This is a genomic window from Agromyces sp. NPDC058104, assembly GCF_042884835.1.
In the GTDB taxonomy this organism is placed as follows: domain Bacteria; phylum Actinomycetota; class Actinomycetes; order Actinomycetales; family Microbacteriaceae; genus Agromyces.
On record NZ_JBHVTD010000003.1, the window covers coordinates 305,902 to 330,170 of the forward strand.

Below are 24,269 nucleotides of genomic sequence, written 5' to 3' on the forward strand. Positions count from 1 at the left end.
ACGGTCGCCGGGCTCGTCAGCGGCGTCGGCCGCGCCGCCGACTGCCGCGGCCGCCGTGCTCGGCGACCGTGCGCCGCATGAGCTCGAGCAGGGTCGCGGCCGACCCCGCCCAGGTGTACTGCGCGGCGCGCTCCACCGACCGGGCCGAGTGCTCCTGCCAGATGTCGTCGGACTCGAGGTCGCCGAGCGCCCGCACGAGGTCGTCGGCATCGCCCGGGTCGAAGTAGAGGGCGGCGTCGCCGCCGATCTCGCGGAAGATCGGGATGTCGCTCACGACGACCGGCGTGCCGAGGCGCATCGCCTCGATGAGCGGGATGCCGAAGCCCTCGGCCCTGGAGCCGTGCACGAGCGCGGTGGCGCCCGAGAGCAGTTCCGCGTACGCGGCATCCGTCACGCCGTCGTGGAACACGAGCCGCGCCTCGGGGGCGAGCCTCGTGAGCCGCTCGCGCTCGTCTCGGCCGATGCGGCTGAGGAGGTGCAGTTCGTGGTCGGGCAGCGCAGCGACGGCCTTCACGAGCGTGTCGACGTTCTTGTACGGCATGTACGAGCCCATGTAGACGAGGCGGTGGCCCTCGGGGCGGGTGCGCGGAAGCTCGGGCACGCCCAGGTCGTCGGAGGCGTTCGAGACCACGGTGATCGGGCGATCGGTGAGATGGTGCTCGCGGATGAGGCCCGCCGTGGTCTCCGAGACCGTGACCACCGAGTCCGCCCGGTTCAGCAGGAGCCGCTGCGGCCACCACGCGAGGTGGTAGAGCCGCCAGAGCAGGCGCACCGGCGCGGAGAGGTCGCGCGGCGGAGTGCGATTCTCGTAGTAGATCAGGTCGTGCAGGGTGAGCAGGAGGCGGTAGTCGCGGCCCCACGACCCCATCGTCTGCATCGGCGAGAAGACGATGTCGGGCCGCAGGCGCCGCACCTGGCGGGCGACGAACGGCTCGCGGGCGCTCGTCGGCGAGCTCACGAGCTGCCACGGCAGGTCGGGCAGCATCTCGAGCTGCCGATGGTCGCTCACGAGCATCGTGACCGGGTGCAGCTTCGCGAGCTCGGTGACGAGGCCCGCGGTGAACCGGCTGATGCCGTCGTGGTGGCCGATGCGGGTGTAGCGGCAGTCGATGACGACCCTCATGCGCGCGACTCCGCGCGCAGGAACCGGCCGATGCGCGCCGCGGCGTCGCCGGGCGTCTCGTAGTGGATGAGGTGCCCCACCTCGGGGATCACCTCGAGAGTCGCGTCGGGGAACCGCCCGACGAGTCGGTGCTGCGCCTCGATCGGGGTGACGTCGTCGCGCTCGGCGGCGACGAGGAGCGTCGGCACGGCGATGCGCTCGGCGTACTCGCTCACGTCGTGGCTGACGGAGGCGCGGAACGCCTCGAGCAGCTGGTCGCGATCGCCGAAGTCGGAGAAGTAGCGGTCGTGCTGGTCGTGGATCCAGCGGCGCAGCTCGCGCTCGCCGGTCTTCGCCATGGTCACGCTCATGACGCGCACGACGACGCCGTTGCGCAGCAGCGCGAAGCCGGCCTTCTCGGGCAGCGCGGCGGCGGCGCGGTAGTAGAGCACGGCGAGCCGGGTCATGACGCCGCGCGGCCCCTGCAGCGCGGGGGCGCCGATCGGGTTGACGAGCACGAGCCGGCGCGGCGCGAGACCCCCGGCGACGGCCGCCGACGACACGATCGAGCCGAAGGAGTGCCCCAGCAGGTCGTAGTCGCCCGTGATGCCGACGGCCTCGATGAAGGCGCCGAGCCAGCGCGCGTAGCCGTCGATGTCGTGCTCGCGGTCGGCGAAGGTCGCCGACTCGCCGAAGCCGGGCAGGTCGGGCGAGATGATGCGGTAGCCGGGCAGCTGGGCGACGACGGGCTCGAGGCCGTGGTGGTCGCCGCGGAAGCCGTGCACGAGCACGAGCACGGGGGCGCCGGCGTCGCCGTACTCCCACCACGCGGTGTCGGTGCCGTCGACGTCGACCCGGTGGGCCCTGACGGGGATGCGGGCGAGCGCGGCGGCGTAGGGCGAATCGATCATCCCCGCCATTCTACGGATCCCGCCTGCACGGGGGCCCCGCAGGCGGCCGCTGCGTCGCGGATGCTGCGGACACGCGCCCCGCTGCCGCGGTGATGACGGTGGCGCTGCATAGCCTTTCGCACATGGATGCCACGAACGCCGCCCTGTGGGCGAACACCCTCGCCGTCTTCGACCTCGAGACCACCGGCATCGACGTCGACGTGAGCCGCATCGTGACCGCCCACGTCGGCGTGCTCGGCGCCGACGGCGAGGTGCTCGAGCAGCGCGAGTGGCTGGTCGACCCCGGGATCGAGATCCCGACGGCGGCGTCGCTCATCCACGGCGTGACGACCGAGCGCGCCCGCCTCGAGGGGCAGGCGGCGCCGACGGCCGTCGGCGAGATCATCGCGGCGCTCGCCGACGCGGCGGCGCGGGGCCTGCCGATCGTCGCCTACAACGCGGCCTACGACCTCACGATCCTCGAGCGCGAGGCCGCACGATACGGCCTCGCCCCTCTGCCGGGCCCGGGGCCGGTCATCGACCCGCTCGTGATCGACAAGGCGGTCGACAAGTACCGTCGCGGCAAGCGAACGCTCTCGGCGACGGCCGAGCACTACGGCGTCGTGCTCGACGACGCGCACAACGCCGGTGCCGACGCGGTCGCCGCGGGACGTGTGGCGCAGGCGATCGCCCGCGCCCACCCCGAGCTCGCGACGGTCGCCGTCGCCGAGCTGCACGCCCGCCAGGTCGACTGGTGCCGCGAGCAGGCGGAGAGCTACCAGTCGTGGCGCCGCCGCAACGGCGAGCCCGAGTTCACGACCTCGGGGGCGTGGCCGGTGCGCTGATCTGCATCCGCCCGGCACCGCGTCCGCCTCGGACTGCTGAGTACACGAGCATGTCGCGCCGGGTCCCGCCGACGGGCATCCATGACCGCAGGAGGCCCCTCGCGGCTGAAGCCGGTCGACTCCGCGACCGCGATCGAGGCGGCGTTCGACGGCTCGGTGAACAGCTCGAGCCGCTCGATCGTGCCGAGCGTCCACGCCCAGTCGGCGACGAGCCGCACCGCCGCCGAGGCGAACCCCCGGCCCCGCGCCGACGGGGCCGGCCAGTAGCCGATGCCCGCTCGACCGCGATCGTCGCGGCGCGGCCAGAGGCCGATCTGTCCGCGGGCACGGTCGTCGTGGTCGGCGATCGCGAACGAGTAGCCCTCGCCGCTCGCGAGCCGACGGGCCTGGCGGGCGAGGTACGCCCGCGCCGAGCGCGGATCGGCGGACTGCGGCACGGTCGTGATGAGCGGGATCATCGGGTCGGCGGACGCCTCGAGGACGAGCGGGACATCCTGCGGCCCGAATGCCCGCAGTCGCACGCGGCCGTCACCGAGCTCCGGCAGCCGCGCACGGCCCCCGTCATCGCGCTCGCGCCTGGTCACTCGGCGACGGTATCAGCCGCGCGGCCGGCACGACGAAGGGGCGGGCGACATACGTCGCCCGCCCCTTCCGGTTCGGCTGGATTACTTGCCGAAGCCCTTGAAGCGCTGGTTGAACTTCTCGACGCGGCCGGCCGAGTCCATGATGCGCTGCTTGCCCGTGTAGAACGGGTGCGACTCGCTCGAGATCTCGACGTCGATGACCGGGTAGGTGACACCGTCGAGCTCGATCGTCTTGTCGCTCGTGGCGGTCGAACGCGTGAGGAACGTGGCGCCCGAAGCCAGGTCGCGGAAGACGATGGCGTTGTACTCGGGGTGGATGTCGGTCTTCATGGAGACTTCCTTGGATTTCGATTGAGAGAGCGGACGATGGATTTGGAGCTCCTGCCGCACGACTGCGACACCTTCGCGGTGTCGGTCAGCGGCGGGAAAGCATGGTGGCGGTAGGGCCAGCTAACGAGTTTAGCAGAATCGGGGCGAGAACTTCTCAGACGGCGCGCGCGGCGTATCGGCCGTCGCGCTCGGTGAGCTCGATCGTCATGTCGAAGGTCGAACCGAGGTTCTCGGCGGTGAGCGCCTCGGCGAGGGGGCCCGCCGCGACGATGCCGCCCTTCTTCACGAGGAGGGCGTGGGTGAACCCGACGGGAATCTCTTCGACGTGGTGGGTGACCATGACGATCGCGGGCGACGACGGCGAGGCCGCGTAGCCGCCGAGGAGGCCCACGAGCTCTTCACGCGCGCCGAGGTCGAGGCTGGCGGCCGGCTCGTCGAGGAGGAGCAGCTCGGGGTCGGTCATGACCGAGCGGGCGATCTGCACGCGCTTCTGCTCGCCGTCTGAGAGGCTGCCGAAGCGGCGGCCCGCGAAGCCGTCGAGGCCCCACTCCTTCAGCACGCGCTCGGCGCGGCGGAGGTCGATGCCCTCGTACTCCTCGTTCCAACGACCCGTCACCGAGTACGCGGCGGTGAGAATGACGTCGATCACCGTCTCGTCGCGCGGGATGCGACGCGCCATCGCCGTCGAGGCGAAGCCGATCATGGGACGGAGCTCGAAGACGTCGACCTTGCCGAGCGCCTCCTGGAGCACTTCGGCCTTGCCCGAGGTGGGGTGCATCGCGGCCGCGGCGATCTGCAGCAGCGTGGTCTTGCCCGCGCCGTTCGGCCCGAGCACCACCCAGCGCTCGTCGGAGGCGACGCTCCACGTCACCGCATCGAGGATCGTGTTGCCGTCACGAACCACCGACACGTCGCGGAACTGCAGGACCGTACTCGCACTCGCCATGCGTCAATGCTATCGGGAGCCGGAGGCCCGCCCGACGCACGCGAGCGGCCGCCGGCACGTTCACCGGGCGAGGACCCGCTCGTACACCTCGATCGTGCGCGCGGCGATCGCGCCCCACGCGAAGTGCGTCTCGGCGCGGCGGCGCCCGGCGGCGCCCATCTCGGCCGCGCGAGCCGGGTCGGCGACGACGCGGGTGAGCGCGTCGGCGAGATCTCGCACGAATCGCTCGGGATCGAGCGGGGTGCCGGTGCCGTCGTCGGCCTGCTCGATCGGCACGAGCACGCCGGTGACGCCGTCGTCGACGACCTCGGGGATGCCGCCGGTCGCCGTCCCGACCACCGGCGCGCCGCACGCCATCGCCTCGAGGTTCACGATGCCGAGCGGTTCGTAGATCGACGGGCAGACGAAGGTCGTCGCCGCGGTGAGGAGGGCGGTCAGCTCGTGGCGGGGAAGGTGGCGGTCGATCCAGACGACGCCGTCGCGTTCGGACCGGAGTCCGTCGACGAGCGCCGTGACCTCGGCCATGATCTCCTCGGTGTCGGGGGCGCCCGCGCAGAGCACGAGCTGCACCTCGGGCGGCAGCAGCCGCGCGGCGCGCAGCAGGTACGGCAGCCCCTTCTGCCTGGTGATGCGGCCCACGAAGACGATGGACGGGCGGTCGGGGTCGACCCCGAGTGCGCGCACCGCGTCGCCGTCCTCCGACGGGGCCCAGTCGGCGAGGTCGATGCCGTTCACGACGACGTCGACCTTCGACGGGTCGAGGGCGGGGTACGCGCGCAGGATGTCGCGGCGCATCCCCTCGCTCACGGCGATGACGGCGTCGGCGTCCTCGAAGGCCGTGCGCTCGATCCAGGAGCTCAGCCGGTAGCCGCCGCCGAGCTGCTCGGCCTTCCAGGGCCGCAGCGGCTCGAGGCTGTGGGCGGTCACGACGTGCGGGACGCCGTGCAGCCGCTTCGCGGTGAGACCCGCGAAGTTCGCGTACCAGGTGTGCGAGTGCACGACGTCGGCGCCGGCGGCATCGCCGGCCATGAGCAGGTCGACGGCCATCGTCGACAGCGCGGCGTTCGCCTCGTCGAACGCGCCCGGCACCGGGTACGCCTGCGTGCCGGCCTCGTCGCGGGGCGCGCCGAAGCAGCGCACGCGCACGTCGATGCTCGCGCGCAGCGCGCGGACGAGCTCGGCGGCGTGCACGCCGGCACCGCCGTACACCTCGGGCGGATACTCACGGGTGAGGAGGTCGACGCGCATGCTGGCAACGGTAGCGCAGGGTCGGAGGACACGGGCCGAAACCCGGACGCGCGAAGTCGCGCAGGCTGGTTACAGTTGCCTCATGGTTTCGCGCAAGGTGTTCGGCATCGTCCTCGCTGGTGGCGAGGGCAAGCGGCTCATGCCCCTGACTGAGGACCGGGCGAAGCCCGCAGTGCCGTTCGGCGGGCAGTACCGATTGATCGACTTCGCGCTCTCGAACCTGCTGAACTCGGGTCTCAGGCAGATCGTCGTGCTGACCCAGTACAAGTCGCACTCCCTCGACCGCCACGTCTCGCAGACCTGGCGGCTGAGCGGCCTGCTGAACTCGTACGTCGCGTCGGTCCCCGCGCAGCAGCGGCTCGGCAAGCGCTGGTTCTCTGGCTCGGCCGACGCGATCCTCCAGAGCCTCAACCTCATCTACGACGAGCGCCCCGACCTGATCGTGGTCGTCGGCGCCGACCACGTCTACCGCATGGACTTCTCGCAGATGATCGACGCGCATGTCGAGTCGGGCGCCTCGGCGACCGTCGCGGCGATCCGGCAGCCGATCGCGCTCGCCGACCAGTTCGGCGTGATCGAGGTCGACCCCGAGCGGCCCGCGCGGATCAGTCGCTTCCTCGAGAAGCCGACCGACCCGGTCGGGCTGCCCGACTCCCCCGGCGAGGTGCTCGCGTCGATGGGCAACTACGTGTTCGACGCCGACGCGCTCATCGACGCGGTGCTCCGCGACGGCGAACGCTCGGACTCGAGCCACGACATGGGCGGTGACATCATCCCGGCGTTCGTGGCCCAGGGCGACGCCGGCGTGTACGACCTCAAGCAGAACGACGTCCCCGGCTCGACCGACCGCGACCGCTACTACTGGCGCGACGTCGGGACGATCGACTCCTTCTTCGAGGCCCACCAGGACCTCATCTCGGTGATGCCGATCTTCAACCTCTACAACCGCGAGTGGCCGATCTTCAGCCAGCAGCTCAACTCCCCTCCGGCGAAGTTCACGCGCGATGCGCGGGGCACCCTCGGCACCGTCATCGACTCGATCGTGTCGCTCGGCTCCGTGATCTCGGGCGCGCACGTCGAACGCAGCGTGATCGGCCCGTGGGCCGTCGTCGGCTCGGGCGCGCACGTCTCCGACTCGATCCTCTTCGATCGCGCGCGCATCGACGCACGGGCGACGGTGCAGCGGGCCATCCTCGACAAGGAGGTCGTGGTCGAGGCCGGGGCGCGCATCGGCGTCGACCGCGCCGAAGACCTCGCCCGCGGCTTCATCGTGACCGACAGCGGCATCACGGTCGTCGGCAAGGGCTCTCGCGTTCGGGCCCACGCGTGAACCCCGCCGCCCAGGGCCGCTCGCGCGGCCCGCTCGTCGTGCTCGACGCCGATTCCACGCTCATCCGCGAGGAGGCGATCGAGCTGCTCGCCGAGGAGGCCGGCAGCCTCGAGCACGTGGCCGCCGTGACGGAGCGCGCGATGCGCGGCGAGCTCGACTTCGCCGCCAGCCTGCGCGAGCGCGTCGCGACCCTCGCCGGGCTCGACGAGTCGGTGCTCGCCGCCGCGCGCGAGCGCATGACGCCGACCGACGGCGTCCGGGAGCTCATCGACGGCGTGCACGCGGCCGGCGGGCTCGTCGGCGTCGTGTCGGGCGGGTTCCACGAGCTGCTCGACCCGCTCGCCGAGCGACTCGGCCTCGACTTCTGCCGCGCGAACCGGCTCGAGACCGCCGGCGGTCGCCTCACGGGCCGCGTCGACGGCCCGATCGTCGACGCGGAGGCGAAGGCGACGGCGCTCGTCGAGTGGGCGGCGGCAGGCGGCATCCCGCTCGGGCGCACGGTCGCCGTCGGCGACGGCGCGAACGACCTGCGGATGCTCGATCGCGCCGCGCTCGGCATCGCGTTCTGCGCGAAGCCCGTGGTGCGGGCTCAGGCCGATCTCGCGATCGACCGCCCCGACCTCGGCGCGGTGCTCGCCGTGCTCGGCCTGCGCGGCTGATCCTCGTACACGAACGGAGGGCCGGTGCGCGATCGCGTACCGGCCCTCCGCGGTGTCGGCGAACCGCCGACGACGTTGCGGTCAGTGCCCCATGCCGAGGCCGCCGTCGACCGGGATGACGGCGCCCGAGATGTAGCCGGCGTCGTCGCCCGCGAGCCAGGCGACGACGCGCGCGACCTCGTCGGGCGACGCGAAGCGGCCGAGCGGGATGTTCTTCTTGTACTCGGCCTGCTGCGCCTCGGGCAGCTCGTCGGTCATGTCGGTCTCGATGAATCCGGGCGCGACGACGTTGGCGGTGATGTTGCGGGCTCCGAGCTCGCGGGTGAGCGAACGGGCCATGCCCACGAGGCCGGCCTTCGAGGACGAGTAGTTGACCTGGCCGGCCGAGCCGTAGAGGCCGACCACGCTCGAGATGAGCACGATGCGGCCGAACTTCGCCTTGAGCATGCCCTTCGAGGCGCGCTTGACGACACGGAAGGCGCCCGTGAGGTTCGTGTCGACGACGCTCGTGAAGTCGTCCTCGCTCATGCGCATGAGCAGCATGTCGCGCGTGATGCCGGCGTTCGCCACGACGACCTCGACCGGGCCGAGCGCGGCCTCGATCTCGGTGAACGCGCGGTCGACCGACTCGGCGTCGGTGACGTCGGCGCGAACCGTGAGCGAGCCCTCGGGGCCCTCGCCCGAGCGGGCGGTCACCGCCACGCGGTGCCCCTGCGCGATGAACTCGCGGGCGATCGCGTAGCCGATGCCACGGTTGCCACCGGTCACGAGGACGGTGCGGCTCGACGTCATGCTGGACTCCGTTTCTGCAGGTGGGGCCGTACGGCCCGTCCCAGCATAGAGGCTCGCCCGACGGGGCATCCGACGGGCTCGAATCGACGTAGGCTTGAGTGAAGAGGAGCGCCGTCAGGCCTGCGGCGACCACCATGAAGCAGCAGTCGATCACCACGCTGCCGCCCTCGCCCGAGGCGGAGCGGCGTTCGCGCATGATCAAGTACACGATCGCCATGTCGATCCGCGTGCTCTGCATCGTCGCGATGCTCTTCGTCGACGGCTGGTGGCTGGCGGTCTGCGCGGCCGGCGCGATCTTCCTCCCCTACTTCGCCGTCGTCCTCGCGAACGTCGGCAGCCCGAAGCGCACGAGCCGGGTGCTCCGACCGGGCGGCATCGTGCGGCGCACTCCCCCGCCGTCCGCCGCTCCCGGCGGTCCAGAGACCACCGACCGTCGCGACGACGAGCGAGGAGCCGCATGATCGGCGGACTGGGCGGCGCGCCCGAGCAGGGCACGTGTTCGCGATCCGGATGCCGCGAGGCCGCCCTGTGGCGCATCGACTGGCGCAATCCGCGCATCCACACGGGCGAGCGCGGAAAGACGTGGCTCGCGTGCGATGAGCACGTCGACTACCTGCGCGGTTTCCTCGAGGCGCGGTCGTTCCCGGTCGCCGTCGCACCGTTCGACGTCGCCTCCTCCGAAGGCTCGACCGCGGAGGCCGGCGCGTGAACGAATGGCGCTTCCTCCTCACGCCGCGCTGGGCGGGCTACCTCGCGCTCACCGTGATCTTCGCCATCGCCTGCTCGGCGCTCGGCACCTGGCAGCTCAACCGTCGCGCCGAGGCGCTCGCCGAGGTCGCCCGCATCGACGCGAACTACGACGCCGCACCGATCCCGCTCGCCGAGGCGCTGCCCGACCCCGCCGGATTCGACGTCGACCAGCGCTGGCAGGTCGTCGAGCTCTCGGGAGAGTACCTGCCCTCGGAGGAGGTCGTCGTGCGCAATCGGCCGATGGGCGGCAGCACGGGCTTCCAGGTGATCACCCCGTTCCAGCTCGACGACGGCACCGTGTTCATGATCGACCGCGGCTGGATCCCGCAGGACTCCGACGGTCGCCCGAGCGAGATCCCCGCGCCGCCCGCGGGCGAGGTCGAGGTGACCGCCCGCCTGAAGGCCGGAGAGGGCCGCATCGAGGGTCGCACGTCGACGGGCATCGAGTTCGCGACGATCGACCTCGACGAGCTCGCCGGGCGCGTCGGCGAACCCGCCTACACAGGCGCGTACGGCATCCTCGTGCAGTCGGGCGACGACGCGGCCGAGCCGCCCCTCGCGGCCCCGCGCCCCGAGCGCGACGAGGGTCCGCACCTGTCGTACGCCCTGCAGTGGTACGTCTTCGCTCTGCTCGCCTTCATCGGGCTCGGCTGGGCGGCGAACCAGGAGCGCAAGAGCCTCGCCGAGGCGTCCGGGCAGGCAGAGGTCTCGCCGCGCGCGCCGAAGCGGCCGAAGCCGCAGAGCAAGGGCGGCGAGGACGCCGACTACGAGGACCAGGTGCTCGACCGGCGGTGAGGTTCGCGATGCGCATGGTTGCGGGCAAGCGTCCGGTCCATGGTCTGCCGAGTACACTGCCCGGCGCTGGCGCGCCGTGAACGCTACGGCTGCCCCCTTCCTTGACCTCGCGTGTCGCTTCGCGCCACGCGAGGTCAAGCCAGCTCGATGAGCTCCTGGTACTCGCGGCTCCAGTGGTCTTCGGTGCCGTCGGGCATGATGAGCACGCGCTCGGGGTTCAGCGCCTCGACCGCGCCCGGGTCGTGCGAGACGAGCACGACCGAGCCCTCGTAGTGCGCGAGCGCGTCGAGGATCTCGGCGCGGCTCGCGGGGTCGAGGTTGTTCGTGGGCTCGTCGAGCAGCAGCACGTTGGCACCGGAGACGACGATCATGGCGAGCGCGAGACGGGTCTTCTCGCCGCCGGAGAGCACGCCCGCGGGCTTGTGCACGTCGTCGCCCGTGAAGAGGAACGAGCCGAGCACCTTGCGGGCCTCGGTCTCGGTGAGGTTCGGCGAGGAGCTCACCATGTTCTCGAGCACCGAGCGCTTGACGTCGATCGTCTCGTGCTCCTGGGCGTAGTAGCCGACGCGGAGGCCGTGCCCGGCCTCGACGAGGCCGGTGTCGGGCGCGTCGACGCCCGCGAGGATGCGCAGCAGCGTCGTCTTGCCCGCACCGTTCAGTCCGATGATGACGACCTTCGAGCCGCGATCGATCGCGAGGTCGACCGCGGTGAAGATCTCGAGCGAGCCGTAGCTCTTCGACAGGTCGCTCGCCGTGATCGGCGTGCGGCCGCACGGCGCGGGCGTCGGGAACCGCAGCTTCGCGACCCGGTCGACGGCGCGCACCTCCTCGAGCCCGGCGAGCAGCTTCTCGGCGCGCGCGACCATCTGGTGCGCTGCGGCGGCCTTCGAGGCCTTCGCGCCGAACTTCGCGGCCTGGAGCTGCAGGACGCCCGCCTTCTTCTCGGCGTTCGCGCGCTCCTTCTTGCGGCGCTCCTCGTCGGCGGCGCGCTGGCGCTGGTAGTGCTTCCAGCCCATGTTGTAGATGTCGATGATCGAGCGGTTCGCGTCGAGGTAGAAGACGCGGTTGACGACCTCCTCGACGAGCACGACGTCGTGGGAGATGACGATGACGCCGCCCTTGTAGCCCTTCAGGAACTCGCGGAGCCACACGACCGAGTCGGCGTCGAGGTGGTTGGTCGGCTCGTCGAGGATCATCGTGTCGGCGTCGGAGAAGAGGATGCGCGCGAGCTCGATGCGACGGCGCTGGCCGCCCGAGAGCGTCTTCAGCGGCTGGTCGAGGATGCGGTCGGGCAGGTTCAGGTTCGAGGCGATCGACGCGGCCTCGGCTTCGGCGGCGTACCCGCCGAGCGCGTTGAAGCGATCGGTGAGGTTGCCGTACTTCTTCATGGCCTTCTCGGCGACGACCGGGTCGTCGCTGCCCATGTTCATGGATGCCTCGTGCATGCCGAGCACGAGCGAGCCGAGGCCGCGCGCGTCGAGGATGCGCGTGCGCGCGAGCATCTCGGGGTCGCCGGAGCGCGGGTCCTGCGGGAGGTACCCGATCTCGCCCGTGCGATCGATCTTGCCGTCGGTGGGCAGGGTCTCGCCGGCGAGGGTCTTCGTGAGCGTCGTCTTGCCCGCGCCGTTGCGGCCGACGAGGCCGATCTTGTCGCCGTCGGAGACGCGGAAGTTCACGTGCTCCATGAGGAGGCGCGCACCGACGCGGATCTCGAGATCGTGGACGGCGAGCACGACGGGCCTCCTGGGCGTTGATGGGGGTGGGTGCCGAACGGCACAGCCGCCCAGTCTATCGTTCGCGGCCGCGTGTCAACTCCGATGTCGGCGGCGCCGGGCAGAATCGCAGCATGACGACGGATGGCCCGAGCGCCCCCTCGATCGCCTCGATCAGGGCCGCGCGCCTCAGCGCGCAGGGGCTCGTCGACGGCTTCGACTCCCCCACGGCGGCACTCGAGCGGCTCGTGTGCGTGCAGGCGCAAGACCTCGCGGCCGCGAAGTGGGTGCTCGGCGCGAGGGTCCGCGAGGCGAGCGCGGCGAGCATCGACCGGGCGATCGACGACCGCTCGTTGCTGCGCTCCTGGCCGATGCGCGGCACACTGCACTTCGTCGAACCCGAGATGCTCCGCCCGATCCTTCGACTGACGGCCGCGCGGCTCATGCAGCGCGCGGCGAAGATCCATCTCGGCGAGGGCATCGATGACGCGGTGCACGCGGCCGCGCGTGCGGTCGCGATCCGCGAGCTCGAGGGCGGCCGCTCGGCGTCCCGCGACGAACTCCAGGCCGCGTGGGCGGCCGCCGGCATCCCCATCGAGGGCCAGCGCGGGTACCACCTGATCTGGCGCCTCGCGATCGAGGGCCTGCTCTGCTGCGGCCCGGTCGAGACCCGGGCGCGGCAGCGCTTCGTGCTGCTCGACGAGTGGTCGCCCGCCGGCGCGGACGAGCCGGCCGACGACGACGAGACGCTCGCGCGGCTCTTCACCGGGTACGCACGCGGGCACGGGCCGGTCTCGGTGCGCGACTTCGCCTGGTGGACGGGCCTCACGCTGACCCAGGCCCGGCTCGCGGTCTCGGCCGCGGGCGACTCGGTCGTCGCCGTCGGCGACGAACGGTACGTCGCGGTCGACGCGTCATGGCCTGCGGCCCGGGCCGCCACCGGCCGGCACGTCCTCGCGCCGTTCGACGAGTACTTCCTCGGCTACGGCGACCGCACGGTCTACTGCTCGGCGGCCGACGCCGTGCGCGTCGTCCCGGGCAAGAACGGGCTGTTCCTGCCGATCCTCGTCGCCGACGGCGAGGTCGTCGGCAAGTGGCGCCGCGCGCCCGAGCGACGCGGCTCGACGGCGATCGAGCTCGCCCCGTTCAGCGGCTCGGTCGACGCCGACGAGTTCGCTCCCGCATTCGAACGGTGGGCGGGGTTCTGGTCGACGACCCTCGGCGACGTCACAGTGCGCCAGGACTGAGCGCTCGCGGCGCCGTCGGGGGTCGCCCCGGACCGATACGACGAACGGGCCGGGTGCACCTGGCATCCGGCCCGTCGTGGTGATCGCCGAGCGATTACTGGTCGAGCTGCGCCTGCAGCTCGAGGGTGATGGTGACCTGGTCGCCGAGCAGCACGCCGCCGGTCTCGAGGGCCGCGTTGTAGTTCAGGCCGAACTCCTCGCGGTTCACGACCGCCTTCGCGGTCGCGCCGCCCTTGTAGTTGCCGTAGGGGTCGCCGCCGAAGCCGCCGAAGTCGAAGTCGAAGGTCACGGGCTTCGTGACGCCGCGCATCGTGAGCTCGCCGTCGACCTTGAGGTCGCCGTTCTCGACGCGGACACCGGTCGAGACGAAGTCGATCGTCGGGTAGGTCTCGGCCTCGAAGAAGTCGCCGGTGCGCAGGTGCGCGTCGCGGTTCGGCTCGTTCGTGGTCACCGAGGCGACCTCGGCCGACGCCGTCACGCTCGAGTCGAGCGGGTTCTCGGCCGTGACGAAGGTCGCGTTGAAGCGCTCGAACTTGCCCTTGACCTTGCTGATCATGAGGTGGCGGACGGAGAAGGCCACTTCGCTGTGGGCGGGGTCGATCGTCCAGGTGCCGACGCGGTAGCCGGGGATCTCGATCGTCGAGGCGGTGGTCGTCATGTTGCGGTTGCTCCCATGTGTTCGGTTCCGAGCCGATCGGCTCATACGGGTGTCAACGCGGGCGACGGGAAGATCTATTCCCATGCATGGAAATTTTCTTTCGGCGGATCGCTCAGGCGAGCGACCGGCGGAGCTCGAGCACGTGGCGCACCGCGTCGTCGAGACGTTCCTCGGAGATGCGGCCCGAGTCGACCGCCGCCGAGATCGACGCGACGAGCCCGTCGACCGAGATGCCGAACTCGGACGGGTCCGCGGGCAGCACGTAGAGCAGCAGGTCGGCACCGGCCGCGACAGCGCGCACGGCGTTCTCGCCGGGGTCGGCGTACTCCGCGAGCCCGTTGTGCTGCAGCATCAGCATGTCGTCGGTGACGACGACGCCATCGAAGCCGAGCTCCTCCCGGAGCACGCGGTGCCATTCGGGCGAGAGCGAGGCCGGCGCAGCATCGACCGCCGGGTAGGCGAGGTGCCCGGTCATGACGAGCTCGGCACCGGCGTGGATGCCGGCCGCGAACGGCAGTGCCGGGCCCGCTCGCCACTCCGCACGGCTCAGCGGCGCGGTCGGAATGCTCGTGTGCGAATCGCCGGGCGCTGCACCGTGCCCCGGGAAGTGCTTGAGGGTGCTCGCCACCACGCCCCGCTCCCCCGAGACCGCCGCGGCGACGCGCTCACCGGCCGCCGCCGGCTCGGTGCCGAGCACGCGGCCTGAGATGAAGGAGGCCGGATCGGCCGTGACGTCCGCGATGACGCCGAAGTTGACGTTCGCTCCGCCGGCGGCCACGCTCGCGGCGCGCGCGGCGAAGGCCTCTCTGGCGGCGGCGGGCGGCGCCTCCCGCAGGGTCGCCGCACTCGCGGCGGTGTCCCAGTCGAGCCGCGACACCTCGCCGCCCTCCTGGTCGACGCCGATCAGCGGCGGCAGCTCGGGATCAGCGACGAGCGCCGCCGTCATGCCCGCGAGCGAGGGCGCGTCGCCCGCGATGTTGTCGCCCATGAGGATGACGCCGGACGCACCGGCGTCGATGAGCGCGCGCGACGGCGCAGGATCGGTGCCGGGAGCGTGCAGCATCAGCAGCGCGGCCGCCTTCTGCTGCGTGCTGAGCTCGGCCATCCGTTCGTCGACCCAGGCGGCGAGGGGATCGAGGGTCGGCGTCGGCGCAGCGGTCGGCGTCGGCGGGGGCGCCGTCGGGCTCGGCGTGCTCGGTGTCGCGCTCGCGCACCCCGCGAGGGTGAGCGAAGCCATCACGAGGAGCAGGGCCGACAGCCGGGACGAACGCACGGGCCGAGTGTACGCTGCGTGTCCGACCGACCGCTGAGCGGGGCCGTGGGTAGACTCGCGGCCTCGAGGGGGTGAGTCGATGCGCCAAGGACGCCCGATCGCGAGCGCGGCGAGCGTGCTCGCGCTCATCGCCGCACTCGGTTCCGTCTCCGCGCCGGCCGCCGCCGCCGAGGAGTACCCGAGCTGGGGCGAGGTCGAGGCGGCCAAGCAGAGCGTCGCCGCGCGCGAGGCGGAATCGGCGCGCATCACGACCCTGGTCGACCGCCTGGAGGGTGAGGCGGCGGTGCTCGGCGACGCGGCGGTCGAGGCCGCCGCCGTCGCCGCCGCGGCGGAGGCCGCGCGTCACGAGGCGGCCGAGCGGGCCGCCGCGCTCGGTGCCGATGCCGAATCGGCCGCGACCGCCGCACGCGAGTCGCAGGCGGCGTTCGGGCGGCTGACGGGACTGCTCGCCCGCACAGGCGGGGCGGACGTCACGCTTCGACTGCTGTTCGCGGCCGGCGACGGCGATGCCGACGAGCTGCTCGACGGGCTCTCCCGCAGCGCCCGGCTCGCCGACGTCTACTCGGGGGTGGCGGCGGGCGCTGCGGCCGCACGCGCCGAGTACGACTCGCTCAGCGCGCAGGCCGACGTGGCCGAACGGGAGCGGACCCGGCTCGCGGAGGAGGCCGATCGCGCCTCGGCTGCTGCGGAGGACGCCCATCTGGCCGCCGAGGCCAGGCTCGCCGAACAGCGCACGGCGCTCGACACCCTCTACGCGCAGCTCGCGAGCCTGCGCGATCGAACGGTCGAGCTCGAGCGACGCTACCGGGTCGGCGAGCAGGCCCGGCTCGAGGCCGAGGCCCGTGAGCGGGCCGCCGCCGAAGCCGACGACGAGCCCGGAGGATCGGGCGGCGGCACGGGGGCGCCGCCGCCGGGCGTCGTGGTCGACCCCGCGGCCGCGAAGGCCTACGCCGCGCGGGCCGTCGCCCGGTACGGGTGGGGCGCGGGGCAGTACGACTGCCTCGAACGGCTGTGGACCCGCGAATCGAGCTGGCGCGCCGACGCCTACAACGCCTCGAGCGGCGCGTACGGGATCCCGCAGTCCCTGCCGGGAAGCAAGATGGCCTCGGCCGGCGCCGATTGGCGGACGAACGCCGCCACCCAGATCGAGTGGGGCCTGTCGTACATCAGTGATCGCTACGGGGCGCCGTGCGGCGCCTGGGCGCACTCGGAGCGCTACAACTGGTACTGATGACCGCCGCAGACACCGACCCCGGCAACGCCCGATTCCGACGACACGCCGCCGAGGGCATCCTGCTGCTCGGCGGCGGCGCCGCCATCCTGCTGCAACTCGCCGACCCGCGTGTCGCCCGCGGGGTCGCCCGGCACAGCGACTTCGCCGGACGCCCCCTCGATCGGCTGTTCGGGACGCTCGACTACGTCTACGCGGTGGGCTTCGGCGACGAGGCGGTCAGGCGCGCCGCGGTCAGGCGGGTGAACGCGCGCCACGCGCCGGTGCGCGGCGACGCCGCGGACTCCGCCGACGTCGACGCCGACGCCGACGAAGCGGGCGACGCGCGCACCGCCCGGTACTCGGCGTTCGACGCCGATGCGCAGCGTTGGGTCGCGTCGACCCTGCTCGCGACGGCGCTCGCCGTCGAGGAGCGGCTCTGGGGCCCGCTCGGCGAACGCGAGGCCGACGCGATCGTGCGCGGCTACGCTCCGCTCGGCGGCAGCCTGCAGGCGGGCCGCGAGGGCTGGCCCCAGAGCCGCGCCGAGTTCGAGTCGTGGTGGCGGGCGCGGCTCGCCGCACTCGACGTCGGCGACGACGCGCGCGGCGTCGCCCGGACCCTGCTCGGCGGATCGGCGGCGCTGCCGCCCGGCACACGGCTCCTCCTGCCCCTCGCCCGGCTGTCGACCGCGGCGCTCCTTCCCGCGCCGATCCGAGCCGCATACGGGTTCCGCTGGACGCCCCGGGTGCAGCGCGTCAGCGCCGCCTGGCTCCACGGCATCGCGATCGTCTGGCCGCTGCTGCCGCGCGTCGTGCGGCACGCTCCGATGCGAGGATCGCTCCGACGGGCGCGGCTCCGGAACCGGTACGCTGAGCGAGAGGCATGAGGACGACGATGACCCCGCAAGCAGCGCACCGCAACGAACCACTCGACAGCATCGACCGCAGGATCGTGGCCGAACTGAGCCGCGACGGCCGGCTGTCGGTGCGAACCCTCGCCGACCGGGTGCACATCTCGCGCACGGCGGCGCACAACCGGCTGCAGCAACTGCAGCAGCGGGGGGTCATCACCGGGTTCGGCGCGCAGATCGACCGCCGTTCGATCGGCCTGCACATCTCCGCGCTCGTCGTGGTGCGCATCGGCGAGGTCTCGTGGGAGGAGATCGCGGCGAAGCTCGCCACGCTGCCCTTCGTCGAGAAGGTCCAGGCGGTCTCGGGCGACATCGACATCATCCTCACCGTGAGCGCGCCCGATCACGAGCAGCTGAGCCAGGCGATCCTCCGCGACATCCACGACATGCCCGGGGTCGTGTCGACGAGGTCGCACCTGATCCTCGAGGAGATCGAGGGCCACCCGCCCGCGCAGACGCTGGACATCTGGCGCACCTGACCGCGCCTCAGGTGGACGAATGGCAACGGTTTCGGCCGCCGGCAGCCGTTCGTTCACGCTTGGATGACACGCCCGACCTCGAGGGTCGAGCATGTCGCACCATGGCTCCATGAGCCTCAATGTCGAGCATGCCCCGACCCGCACCCTTCCATCGGAGAAGCCGCTCCGCCTTCTCGACAACGCGGGTCACGCCGTCACCGGCCACGCGACCGGCGGCTTCTCGCTGCCCGAAGCCGACACCCTGCTCGGTCTCTACCGCAAGATGGTCGTCGCCCGCCGTTTCGACGTGCAGGTCACCGCGCTCACCAAGCAGGGCCGCCTCGCCACATACCCCTCGGCCTACGGCCAGGAGGCCTGCGAGATCGGCGCCGTCGCGTCGCTCGACCGCACGGACTGGCTCTTCCCGACCTACCGCGACAGCATCGCCCTGCTCACCCGCGGCATCGCCCCCGCCGACATCCTGCAGTCCTTCCGCGGCGACTGGCACAACGGCTACGACCAGCACGCGTTCCGCACCGCCGCGCAGGCGACGCCCCTCGCCACCCAGGCGCTGCACGCCGTCGGCCTCGCCCACGCCGCGCGGCTCCGCCGCGACCCGATCGTGGCCCTCACCTTCCTCGGCGACGGCGCCACGAGCGAGGGCGACGCCCACGAGGCGTTCAACTTCGCCGCCGTCTGGCAGACGCCGACCGTCTTCGTCGTGCAGAACAACCAGTTCGCGATCAGCGTGCCGCTCGAGAAGCAGACCCGAGCCGCGACCCTCGCCGACAAGGCCGTCGGCTACGGCATGCCGGGCTTCCACGTCGACGGCAACGACGTCGCCGCGATGTACGCCATCACGCACGCCGCGGTCGAGCGCGCCCGCGCGGGCGGCGGGCCGACCCTCATCGAGGGCGTGACCTACCGCATCGAGCCGCACACGAACTCCGACGACCCGAGCCGCTATCGCGCGGCCCGCGACGTCGAGCACTGGAAGCGGCGCGACCCGATCGAGCGCCTCGAGAAGTACCTCGTCTCCGAGGGGGCGCTGACCGAGACCCTGCGCGCCGAGATCACCGACGAGGCCGAGGAGCTCGCGGCCGCGACCCGCGAGGTCATGACCGCCGAGGCCGAGCTCGATCCGCTCGAGCTCTTCGACCATGTCTACGCACGCCCCCGTGCCGCACTCGCCGAGCAGCGCGCCGCGCTCGCCGCCGAGCTCGCCGCGGCAGGCACCCACCAGGAGGACGCCCGATGACCGCCACCGCGACGAAGGACGCCCGCCCCGAGGCATCCGCACCGACGCAGCTCACGATGGCCGGTGCGCTCAACGCCGCGCTGCGCGATGCGATGGCCGCCGACGACCGCGTCGTCGTCTACGGCGAGGACGTCGGCCCGCTGGGCGGCGTGTTCCGCATCACCGACGGCCTCCAGGCCGAGTTCGGCGAGGAGCGCATCTGGGACTCGCCGCTCGCCGAGTCGGGCATCATCGGCACCGCCGTCGGCATGGCGATGTACGGCATGCGCCCCGTCGTCGAGATGCAGTTCGACGCGTTCAGCTACCCCGCGTTCGAGCAGATGGTCTCGCACGTCGCGAAGATGCGCAATCGCACGAAGGGGCGGGTCGCGCTGCCGATGGTGGTGCGGATCCCGTGCGCGGGCGCGATCGGCGGCGTCGAGCACCACTCCGACTCGTCCGAATCGTACTGGGCGTCGACGCCCGGCCTCACCGTCGTGATGCCCTCGAACCCGGCCGACGCCTACTCGATGCTCCGCGAGGCGATCGAGAGCGACGACCCCGTCGTCTTCATGGAGCCCAAGAGCCGCTACTGGTCGAAGGCGCCGATTGCGCTGCCCGTCACGACGGCACCGATGGACCGCGCGGAGGTCGTGCGCACGGGCGACGACGTCACCCTCCTCGCGTACGGGCCCACGGTCCGCACTGCGCTGGAGGCCGCCGAGGCCGCCGCCGCCGAGGGGCTCTCGGTCGAGGTCGTCGACCTCCGCAGCCTCTCGCCGTTCGACGACGAGACCGTCGGCGCGTCGGTGCGCAAGACGTCGCGCGCCGCGGTCATCCACGAGGCCGCGCAGTTCGGCGGCTACGGCGCCGAGGTCGCCGCGCGGGTGACCGAGCGCAACTTCCACCACCTCGCGGCGCCCGTGCTGCGGATCGCCGGCTTCGACATCCCCTACCCGTCGCCGAAGCTCGAGGAGCACCAGCTGCCCACCCCCGACCGCATCCTCGCGGCCCTCGACACCTGGGAGTGGGACGCATGAGCCGCGAGTTCATCCTGCCCGACCTCGGCGAAGGCCTCACCGAGGCCGAGATCGTCGCGTGGCTCGTCGCCCCGGGCGACGAGGTCGCGATCGACCAGCCGGTCGTCGAGCTCGAGTCGGCGAAGTCGGTCGTGCAGCTGCCGACCCCGTTCGCGGGCGTCGTCGAGTCGCTCGGCGGCGAAGTCGGCGAGACGCTCCACGCGGGCACCGTGCTCATGACGCTCGGCACCGCGGTCGCGGCGGGCGATCCACCGGCGACGGACGCCTCCGCGCCGGCGTCGGCCGCGGGCTCACCCGTCGACGAGGCCGCGCCATCCGCCGCAGCGCCGGCTCCGGTCGCCGCCGAACCCGGCGTCGCCGCGCCGACCGACGTCGCGACCGAGGAGTCGGGCGCCGTGCTGATCGGCTACGGCACCCGCGCCTCGACGGTGACCAAGCGCGCCGCGACGGCGCCGGCGCGATTCGGCCGCCGTCGCACGGGCGCCGCGACGGGCTCGGGTCCGGGTACCGGCACCGTCGGCGGGGTCGCCGCACGCTCGCGCCTCGACAGCGCGCGCCGCTCCCCCGTGGTCTCGCCGATCGTGCGGCGGCTCGCCCGGCAGCACGGCTTCGACGCCTCGCAGCTCGACGGCTCGGGCCCCGACCACCTGGTCATGCGGCGCGACGTCGAGGCGTTCATCGGCGAGCAGCAGGGCGCGACGACGCAGGCCGCGCCCGAGGCATCCGCACCGTCGACGCCCGTGCCCGCCGCCGCGACCGCCGCCGGCGACGAGCGGATCCCGCTCGACCGCATCGGCCGGGCGGCCGCCGCCCACTTCTCGCGCTCGCGCCGGGAGATCCCCGAGGCGACCGTCTGGATGGACGTCGACGCGACCGCCCTGGTTGCGGGCCGCACGCAGCTGCACGCCGCGACCGGCGAGCGCTTCGGCACGACCGCCCTCGTCGCACGCTTCGTCGTCGCGGGCCTCCGCCGGCACCCGCGCCTCAACTCGAGCTTCGACGCCGAGCGCGACGAGGTCGTGCTGCACGGCGCCGTCAACCTCGGTCTCGCGGCGCAGACGCCCCGCGGCCTCATGGTGCCCGTGGTGCACGGCGCCGAGGCGATGAGCCTGCGCGAGCTGCGCGACGCGATCGGCACCCAGACCGAAGCCGCCGCGACCGGGGTCTTCGCCCCGGCGGCGCTCTCGGGCGGCACCTTCACGCTGAACAACTACGGCACGCTCGGCGTCGACGGCTCCGCGGCGATCATCAACCACCCCGAGGCGGCGATGCTCGGCGTCGGCCGACTCGTCGAACGGCCCTGGGTCGTCGACGGCGCCCTCGCCGTGCGAACGGTCACCGAGCTCACGCTGTCGTTCGACCACCGCGTGTGCGACGGTGCCGAGGCGGCGGCGTTCCTCACCTTCGTCGCGGGCTGCATCGAACAGCCGCTGTCGCTGCTCGCCGAGCTCTGAACCGCGAACGGCCTCGCCCGTCGTGGGCGAGGCCGTTCGTTCGCGACGCCGCAGCGCCGGCGCGCGTCGATCAGAAGAACTCGTCGGGGGTGCCTGCGGCCCGCTCGACGTCGCGCGTGTCGACGCCGGCCGCGCGCAGCTTGGCGACCGAGACGCGAAGCCCCGACTCCATCTGCGCGGCCCACGCGTCGGACTCGCGCGCGCTCGTCTCGGCCGCGCGCGCACGCGCCTCCGACGACTCGGCGGCGTCGCGGGCGTCGCGCACCTGGCGCAGCGCGAGCGAGATGCCGTAGTAGGCGGCGACCATCGTGGCGATGGGTGCGGCGATGATCGCGAGAGCGCTGATCGCGGCACCGGTCGGGCTGAAGGCGATGAGCAGCGCGAACGCGAGGAAGAGCGCGACGATCGCCGCGAGCACGACGAGCATGAACCGCAGGTCGCGTCCCCACGGGCGGCGCTCGTCGGCGTCGGCGGGCTTGGCGGTGGTCACGTCGTCGACGGACAGGGGCGGCGGTGCGAAGTCGGGCACCGTCGGCTGGTCGTCGTGACTCGGACGGGCGTACGCGTCGGACATTCGGTCTCCGCTCCCCTGCATTCGGCTGGACCCCCCAATTGTGGGCCGAGCCGAACGAGCGGTCAAGGAACCGCGCCGGGCCGGAACGGATGCCTCGGGCGCGCGGCGAGACCCCCGGACGCCTGAGGCGTCCGGGGGCCTCGTCCTCCTCGCCCGCCGGTCAGTGACCGGGCCACATCAGTTCGTTGAGGTCCGCCAGGGTTCCCGGAGTGAGGTTCTCGGTGTCCTTCGCGTTGAGGTGCCCAGGTCCGAAGCCGGCCATCGCGCCCGAGACGGGCAGGTTCAGCTGCGAACCGCCGAGGCCGACGGTGTAGGTGCTCGACGAGGTGTCGGCCGCGAGGACGCCGTTGCGGCTGCCGCTGATCACGAGACCGAGCTGGTGACCGGCGGGGACGACGACGTCGTTGGCCGCCAGTTCGACGGTGACTTTGTGGTTGCCGGCCCCGTCCAGGCGCGCCCATCCCCGGGCGAGCACCTGGAGCTCGGTGCTCGAGATCCGCTTGCCGACCTCGTTGTAGCAGGCATCGTCGGTCGAGGTCGCCGGGCCCCAGCAGGACTCCGTGGCCAGCGTCTCCGCGCCGTCGCCGGTCGTGATGATGCGGTCCATCACCCCGTAGTCGACGAGCATGACCGACACCTGCCCGACCGGGACGGTGTGCGTGACCTCGAGATCGACGGTCGGCGTGCCCGAGATCCGGAGCTCGTGCTTGGTCGTGCCGGTGAGGAACTGCAGGCGGTTGGGGTTGTCGCCGATCCTGATCGCGTTCGCCTCGCTCAGCGACGCCGAGTTGATGTAGCTGACGCTGGTCCGGTCCTGCTTGCCCAGCATCATCGTGCCGTCGGCGTGCAGGTTCAGGGTCTGCGTGCGGGCCGACGAGATCGGCCAGGTCGGCGACTGCTCCCACCGGTTGGGGGCGGTCTCGACGCTGACCGCGGGCTCGCGGTCGATGCCGTTGTCGATGTCCATGAGCTCGTGGTCGAACCACCGGTGCAGCGTGTCGACCCACAGTGCGCGCTCGGAGTCGAAGGGGTCGACGTGCCCGAGACGAGTGAGCCACATCTTGCGCTCGACGCCCTGCTCGCCGAGCGCCTCCCACCACTTCGAGGCGTTCATCGTCTTGACGTTGGTGTCCTGCAGGCCGTGCATGATGAACACGCTCGCCGTGACCTTGGACACGTCGTAGAAGGTGCCCTCCCGGTAGTCGCGCTCGGCCCAGAAGTCGGTGTAGGCACCCGTCTCATCGCCGTCGTTCGCGTTCATCCAGTTCAGCCGCGCCGAGCAGTCGGTGGCGATCGTCCGGTTGGAGGCGACCGACCGCGACAGGCTGCTCGGGTAGTTGTTGGACTTCACCGCTCCCTGCCAGCGGTTGTAGTCGTACCAAGAGCTGATCGCACTGATCGGCACGATCGTCTCCAGTCCGTCGACGCCCGTGGCCGCGACGCCGTTGGCGAGGGTCCCGTCGTAGGACTTGCCGATCATCCCGGTCTTCCCGTTGCTCCAGTCGGCGTCGACGACGTCGCCGGCGGCGTCATGCGCCACGCCCGTGCCGTTCAGCCACTCCACGACGGCCTTGACCGACTCGATGTCGGAGCGGCCACCCTCGTCGGTGCAGCCGGTCGAACGTGCGGTGCCGGCCATGTCGACCGCGACGAAGGCGTAGCCGCGCGGCACGAAGTAGTTGTCGTAGTACAGCGGGAACTTGACGATGTTCCCGTCGGCGTCGTAGACCTTGCGCTCCGCCTCGTTGCCTCGGCCGGAGCTCAGGTAGTAGGGGCTCGCATCCATGATGATCGGCACCCGTGCGGTGCCGTCGAGCTCGCGGGGCCGGATGATGTCGGCGGCGATCCGCTCATCGACGCCGTCGTCGTCGAGGTCGGGGGTGGTGACCCACACCGTCTCGCGGATGGCGTCGGCGTAGTCGTAGATCGGGGCCGTCGTCCCGTCGACGAGCGTCACGGGAGGATCGTCGTTCGGTGCCGCCGTGGCGACCCCTGCGCCGAGTGCCAGCGGGGCGGCGATGGCCACCGAGCCGGCGAGTGCGAGCATCCTGGTTCTCATGGAGATCCCTTCGTCCGAGGACAACGCTGTCCTAGTGCGCGATCTCTGCAACATACGATGCTCGACAGGATTGGTCAACAATCCGGCGTCGGCGATCCCGAAGCCGGCAGCACGGCACCGCGTGCGTGATGAAGCGGTCTCGAGGCCGTGGCCGGAGACCACCGA

General features: G+C 72.2%; 25 protein-coding genes. 13 read left to right on the plus strand and 12 right to left on the minus strand.

What is annotated here, in order from left to right:
• Nucleotides 1-16: 16 nt before the first annotated feature.
• Both ACFVTH_RS15300 and ACFVTH_RS15305 read right to left on the minus strand, forming a co-directional pair.
• Nucleotides 17-1,123, minus strand: coding sequence for a glycosyltransferase family 4 protein (locus tag ACFVTH_RS15300; RefSeq protein ID WP_387092635.1), 1,107 nt, complete (start codon nt 1,121-1,123; stop codon nt 17-19).
• Nucleotides 1,120-2,013 (minus strand): alpha/beta fold hydrolase, encoded by an 894-nt coding sequence (locus ACFVTH_RS15305; RefSeq protein WP_387092638.1) that lies wholly within the window; start codon nt 2,011-2,013, stop codon nt 1,120-1,122. The genes ACFVTH_RS15300 and ACFVTH_RS15305 overlap by 4 nt, the downstream gene beginning before the upstream one ends.
• A gap of 122 nt (nt 2,014-2,135) precedes the next feature.
• On the opposite strand from ACFVTH_RS15305, the gene ACFVTH_RS15310 reads away from it, so the two are divergent.
• The gene (locus ACFVTH_RS15310; protein WP_387092641.1) at nt 2,136-2,837 is read left to right on the plus strand and encodes a 3'-5' exonuclease; all 702 of its coding nucleotides are present in this window, start codon (nt 2,136-2,138) and stop codon (nt 2,835-2,837) included.
• Here the strand turns inward: ACFVTH_RS15310 and ACFVTH_RS15315 are convergent.
• From ACFVTH_RS15315 to glgA, 4 genes are all read right to left on the minus strand, one after another.
• Nucleotides 2,768-3,421, minus strand: a complete 654-nt coding sequence (locus ACFVTH_RS15315; protein ID WP_387092643.1) for a GNAT family N-acetyltransferase — start codon at nt 3,419-3,421, stop codon at nt 2,768-2,770. The two genes, ACFVTH_RS15310 and ACFVTH_RS15315, sit on opposite strands and share 70 nt — an antisense overlap.
• An 81-nt stretch (nt 3,422-3,502) precedes the next feature.
• Nucleotides 3,503-3,751, minus strand: a complete 249-nt coding sequence (locus ACFVTH_RS15320; protein ID WP_376945248.1) for a type B 50S ribosomal protein L31 — start codon at nt 3,749-3,751, stop codon at nt 3,503-3,505.
• A gap of 154 nt (nt 3,752-3,905) precedes the next feature.
• Complete coding sequence (locus ACFVTH_RS15325; RefSeq protein ID WP_387092647.1) at nt 3,906-4,697, minus strand: ABC transporter ATP-binding protein; 792 nt, start codon at nt 4,695-4,697, stop codon at nt 3,906-3,908.
• Nucleotides 4,698-4,757: 60 nt separating this feature from the next.
• Nucleotides 4,758-5,945 (minus strand): glycogen synthase, encoded by a 1,188-nt coding sequence (glgA, locus tag ACFVTH_RS15330; RefSeq protein ID WP_387092650.1) that lies wholly within the window; start codon nt 5,943-5,945, stop codon nt 4,758-4,760.
• Nucleotides 5,946-6,027: 82 nt separating this feature from the next.
• Between glgA and ACFVTH_RS15335 the strand changes: the two genes are divergently transcribed.
• The gene (locus tag ACFVTH_RS15335) at nt 6,028-7,275 is read left to right on the plus strand and encodes a glucose-1-phosphate adenylyltransferase (RefSeq protein WP_387092653.1); all 1,248 of its coding nucleotides are present in this window, start codon (nt 6,028-6,030) and stop codon (nt 7,273-7,275) included.
• A complete protein-coding gene (gene serB / locus ACFVTH_RS15340; protein WP_387092656.1) occupies nt 7,272-7,934 on the plus strand; it encodes a phosphoserine phosphatase SerB in 663 nt (220 codons plus the stop codon). The genes ACFVTH_RS15335 and serB overlap by 4 nt, the downstream gene beginning before the upstream one ends.
• Before the next feature lie 81 nt (nt 7,935-8,015).
• On the opposite strand, the gene ACFVTH_RS15345 is transcribed toward serB, so the two are convergent.
• Nucleotides 8,016-8,726, minus strand: coding sequence for a beta-ketoacyl-ACP reductase (locus ACFVTH_RS15345; protein WP_387092659.1), 711 nt, complete (start codon nt 8,724-8,726; stop codon nt 8,016-8,018).
• A gap of 134 nt (nt 8,727-8,860) precedes the next feature.
• Between ACFVTH_RS15345 and ACFVTH_RS15350 the strand changes: the two genes are divergently transcribed.
• The 3 genes from ACFVTH_RS15350 to ACFVTH_RS15360 are packed head-to-tail and all read left to right on the plus strand — an operon-like array spanning nt 8,861 to nt 10,271.
• Complete coding sequence (locus ACFVTH_RS15350; RefSeq protein ID WP_387092662.1) at nt 8,861-9,187, plus strand: DUF3099 domain-containing protein; 327 nt, start codon at nt 8,861-8,863, stop codon at nt 9,185-9,187.
• Nucleotides 9,184-9,435: a hypothetical protein gene (locus tag ACFVTH_RS15355; RefSeq protein WP_387092665.1), complete on the plus strand. Its 252-nt coding sequence runs from the start codon at nt 9,184-9,186 to the stop codon at nt 9,433-9,435. The genes ACFVTH_RS15350 and ACFVTH_RS15355 overlap by 4 nt, the downstream gene beginning before the upstream one ends.
• Complete coding sequence (locus tag ACFVTH_RS15360; RefSeq protein ID WP_387092668.1) at nt 9,432-10,271, plus strand: SURF1 family protein; 840 nt, start codon at nt 9,432-9,434, stop codon at nt 10,269-10,271. Before ACFVTH_RS15355 ends, ACFVTH_RS15360 begins: the two co-directional genes overlap by 4 nt.
• A 134-nt stretch (nt 10,272-10,405) precedes the next feature.
• Here the strand turns inward: ACFVTH_RS15360 and ACFVTH_RS15365 are convergent, their stop codons facing one another.
• Nucleotides 10,406-12,004: an ABC-F family ATP-binding cassette domain-containing protein gene (locus ACFVTH_RS15365; RefSeq protein ID WP_386941854.1), complete on the minus strand. Its 1,599-nt coding sequence runs from the start codon at nt 12,002-12,004 to the stop codon at nt 10,406-10,408.
• Between the two features lie 113 nt (nt 12,005-12,117).
• Between ACFVTH_RS15365 and ACFVTH_RS15370 the strand changes: the two genes are divergently transcribed.
• Nucleotides 12,118-13,230 (plus strand): winged helix DNA-binding domain-containing protein, encoded by a 1,113-nt coding sequence (locus ACFVTH_RS15370; protein WP_387092671.1) that lies wholly within the window; start codon nt 12,118-12,120, stop codon nt 13,228-13,230.
• A gap of 94 nt (nt 13,231-13,324) precedes the next feature.
• Here the strand turns inward: ACFVTH_RS15370 and ACFVTH_RS15375 are convergent, their stop codons facing one another.
• Together ACFVTH_RS15375 and ACFVTH_RS15380 are read right to left on the minus strand one after the other, a co-directional pair.
• Nucleotides 13,325-13,888: a YceI family protein gene (locus tag ACFVTH_RS15375; protein ID WP_387092674.1), complete on the minus strand. Its 564-nt coding sequence runs from the start codon at nt 13,886-13,888 to the stop codon at nt 13,325-13,327.
• Nucleotides 13,889-14,000: 112 nt separating this feature from the next.
• Nucleotides 14,001-15,161: a glycoside hydrolase family 3 N-terminal domain-containing protein gene (locus tag ACFVTH_RS15380; RefSeq protein WP_387092677.1), complete on the minus strand. Its 1,161-nt coding sequence runs from the start codon at nt 15,159-15,161 to the stop codon at nt 14,001-14,003.
• A gap of 79 nt (nt 15,162-15,240) precedes the next feature.
• Here ACFVTH_RS15380 and ACFVTH_RS15385 point away from each other — a divergent pair, with 79 nt between their 5' ends.
• From ACFVTH_RS15385 to ACFVTH_RS15410, 6 genes are all read left to right on the plus strand, one after another.
• Nucleotides 15,241-16,392: a hypothetical protein gene (locus ACFVTH_RS15385; RefSeq protein ID WP_387092680.1), complete on the plus strand. Its 1,152-nt coding sequence runs from the start codon at nt 15,241-15,243 to the stop codon at nt 16,390-16,392.
• Complete coding sequence (locus ACFVTH_RS15390; RefSeq protein WP_387092683.1) at nt 16,392-17,258, plus strand: oxygenase MpaB family protein; 867 nt, start codon at nt 16,392-16,394, stop codon at nt 17,256-17,258. Before ACFVTH_RS15385 ends, ACFVTH_RS15390 begins: the two co-directional genes overlap by 1 nt.
• An 8-nt stretch (nt 17,259-17,266) precedes the next feature.
• A complete protein-coding gene (locus ACFVTH_RS15395; protein ID WP_386941860.1) occupies nt 17,267-17,761 on the plus strand; it encodes an Lrp/AsnC family transcriptional regulator in 495 nt (164 codons plus the stop codon).
• Between the two features lie 109 nt (nt 17,762-17,870).
• Nucleotides 17,871-18,998 carry a pyruvate dehydrogenase (acetyl-transferring) E1 component subunit alpha gene (gene pdhA, locus ACFVTH_RS15400; protein ID WP_387092686.1) on the plus strand — a complete coding sequence of 376 codons (1,128 nt, stop codon included), beginning with the start codon at nt 17,871-17,873 and terminating at the stop codon, nt 18,996-18,998.
• Nucleotides 18,995-20,017, plus strand: coding sequence for an alpha-ketoacid dehydrogenase subunit beta (locus tag ACFVTH_RS15405; protein WP_387092689.1), 1,023 nt, complete (start codon nt 18,995-18,997; stop codon nt 20,015-20,017). Before pdhA ends, ACFVTH_RS15405 begins: the two co-directional genes overlap by 4 nt.
• The gene (locus tag ACFVTH_RS15410; protein WP_387092692.1) at nt 20,014-21,471 is read left to right on the plus strand and encodes a dihydrolipoamide acetyltransferase family protein; all 1,458 of its coding nucleotides are present in this window, start codon (nt 20,014-20,016) and stop codon (nt 21,469-21,471) included. Before ACFVTH_RS15405 ends, ACFVTH_RS15410 begins: the two co-directional genes overlap by 4 nt.
• A gap of 70 nt (nt 21,472-21,541) precedes the next feature.
• Here the strand turns inward: ACFVTH_RS15410 and ACFVTH_RS15415 are convergent, their stop codons facing one another.
• Nucleotides 21,542-22,045: a hypothetical protein gene (locus ACFVTH_RS15415; RefSeq protein WP_387092695.1), complete on the minus strand. Its 504-nt coding sequence runs from the start codon at nt 22,043-22,045 to the stop codon at nt 21,542-21,544.
• 160 nt (nt 22,046-22,205) lie between these two features.
• Nucleotides 22,206-24,104 carry a CocE/NonD family hydrolase gene (locus ACFVTH_RS15420; protein ID WP_387092698.1) on the minus strand — a complete coding sequence of 633 codons (1,899 nt, stop codon included), beginning with the start codon at nt 24,102-24,104 and terminating at the stop codon, nt 22,206-22,208.
• Nucleotides 24,105-24,269 lie beyond the last annotated feature (165 nt).

What these genes read in the sequence shown, in the direction of transcription:
- ACFVTH_RS15300 (WP_387092635.1), bottom strand. Translation starts at nt 1,123, where the DNA reads ATGAGGGTCGTCATCGACTGCCGCTACACCCGCATCGGCCACCACGAC.
- ACFVTH_RS15305 (WP_387092638.1), bottom strand. Translation starts at nt 2,013, where the DNA reads ATGATCGATTCGCCCTACGCCGCCGCGCTCGCCCGCATCCCCGTCAGG.
- ACFVTH_RS15310 (WP_387092641.1), top strand. Translation starts at nt 2,136, where the DNA reads ATGGATGCCACGAACGCCGCCCTGTGGGCGAACACCCTCGCCGTCTTC.
- ACFVTH_RS15320 (WP_376945248.1), bottom strand. Translation starts at nt 3,751, where the DNA reads ATGAAGACCGACATCCACCCCGAGTACAACGCCATCGTCTTCCGCGAC.
- ACFVTH_RS15325 (WP_387092647.1), bottom strand. Translation starts at nt 4,697, where the DNA reads ATGGCGAGTGCGAGTACGGTCCTGCAGTTCCGCGACGTGTCGGTGGTT.
- glgA (WP_387092650.1), bottom strand. Translation starts at nt 5,945, where the DNA reads ATGCGCGTCGACCTCCTCACCCGTGAGTATCCGCCCGAGGTGTACGGC.
- ACFVTH_RS15335 (WP_387092653.1), top strand. Translation starts at nt 6,028, where the DNA reads ATGGTTTCGCGCAAGGTGTTCGGCATCGTCCTCGCTGGTGGCGAGGGC.
- ACFVTH_RS15345 (WP_387092659.1), bottom strand. Translation starts at nt 8,726, where the DNA reads ATGACGTCGAGCCGCACCGTCCTCGTGACCGGTGGCAACCGTGGCATC.
- ACFVTH_RS15350 (WP_387092662.1), top strand. Translation starts at nt 8,861, where the DNA reads ATGAAGCAGCAGTCGATCACCACGCTGCCGCCCTCGCCCGAGGCGGAG.
- ACFVTH_RS15355 (WP_387092665.1), top strand. Translation starts at nt 9,184, where the DNA reads ATGATCGGCGGACTGGGCGGCGCGCCCGAGCAGGGCACGTGTTCGCGA.
- ACFVTH_RS15370 (WP_387092671.1), top strand. Translation starts at nt 12,118, where the DNA reads ATGACGACGGATGGCCCGAGCGCCCCCTCGATCGCCTCGATCAGGGCC.
- ACFVTH_RS15375 (WP_387092674.1), bottom strand. Translation starts at nt 13,888, where the DNA reads ATGACGACCACCGCCTCGACGATCGAGATCCCCGGCTACCGCGTCGGC.
- ACFVTH_RS15385 (WP_387092680.1), top strand. Translation starts at nt 15,241, where the DNA reads ATGCGCCAAGGACGCCCGATCGCGAGCGCGGCGAGCGTGCTCGCGCTC.
- ACFVTH_RS15390 (WP_387092683.1), top strand. Translation starts at nt 16,392, where the DNA reads ATGACCGCCGCAGACACCGACCCCGGCAACGCCCGATTCCGACGACAC.
- ACFVTH_RS15395 (WP_386941860.1), top strand. Translation starts at nt 17,267, where the DNA reads ATGACCCCGCAAGCAGCGCACCGCAACGAACCACTCGACAGCATCGAC.
- pdhA (WP_387092686.1), top strand. Translation starts at nt 17,871, where the DNA reads ATGAGCCTCAATGTCGAGCATGCCCCGACCCGCACCCTTCCATCGGAG.
- ACFVTH_RS15405 (WP_387092689.1), top strand. Translation starts at nt 18,995, where the DNA reads ATGACCGCCACCGCGACGAAGGACGCCCGCCCCGAGGCATCCGCACCG.
- ACFVTH_RS15410 (WP_387092692.1), top strand. Translation starts at nt 20,014, where the DNA reads ATGAGCCGCGAGTTCATCCTGCCCGACCTCGGCGAAGGCCTCACCGAG.
- ACFVTH_RS15415 (WP_387092695.1), bottom strand. Translation starts at nt 22,045, where the DNA reads ATGTCCGACGCGTACGCCCGTCCGAGTCACGACGACCAGCCGACGGTG.
- ACFVTH_RS15420 (WP_387092698.1), bottom strand. Translation starts at nt 24,104, where the DNA reads ATGAGAACCAGGATGCTCGCACTCGCCGGCTCGGTGGCCATCGCCGCC.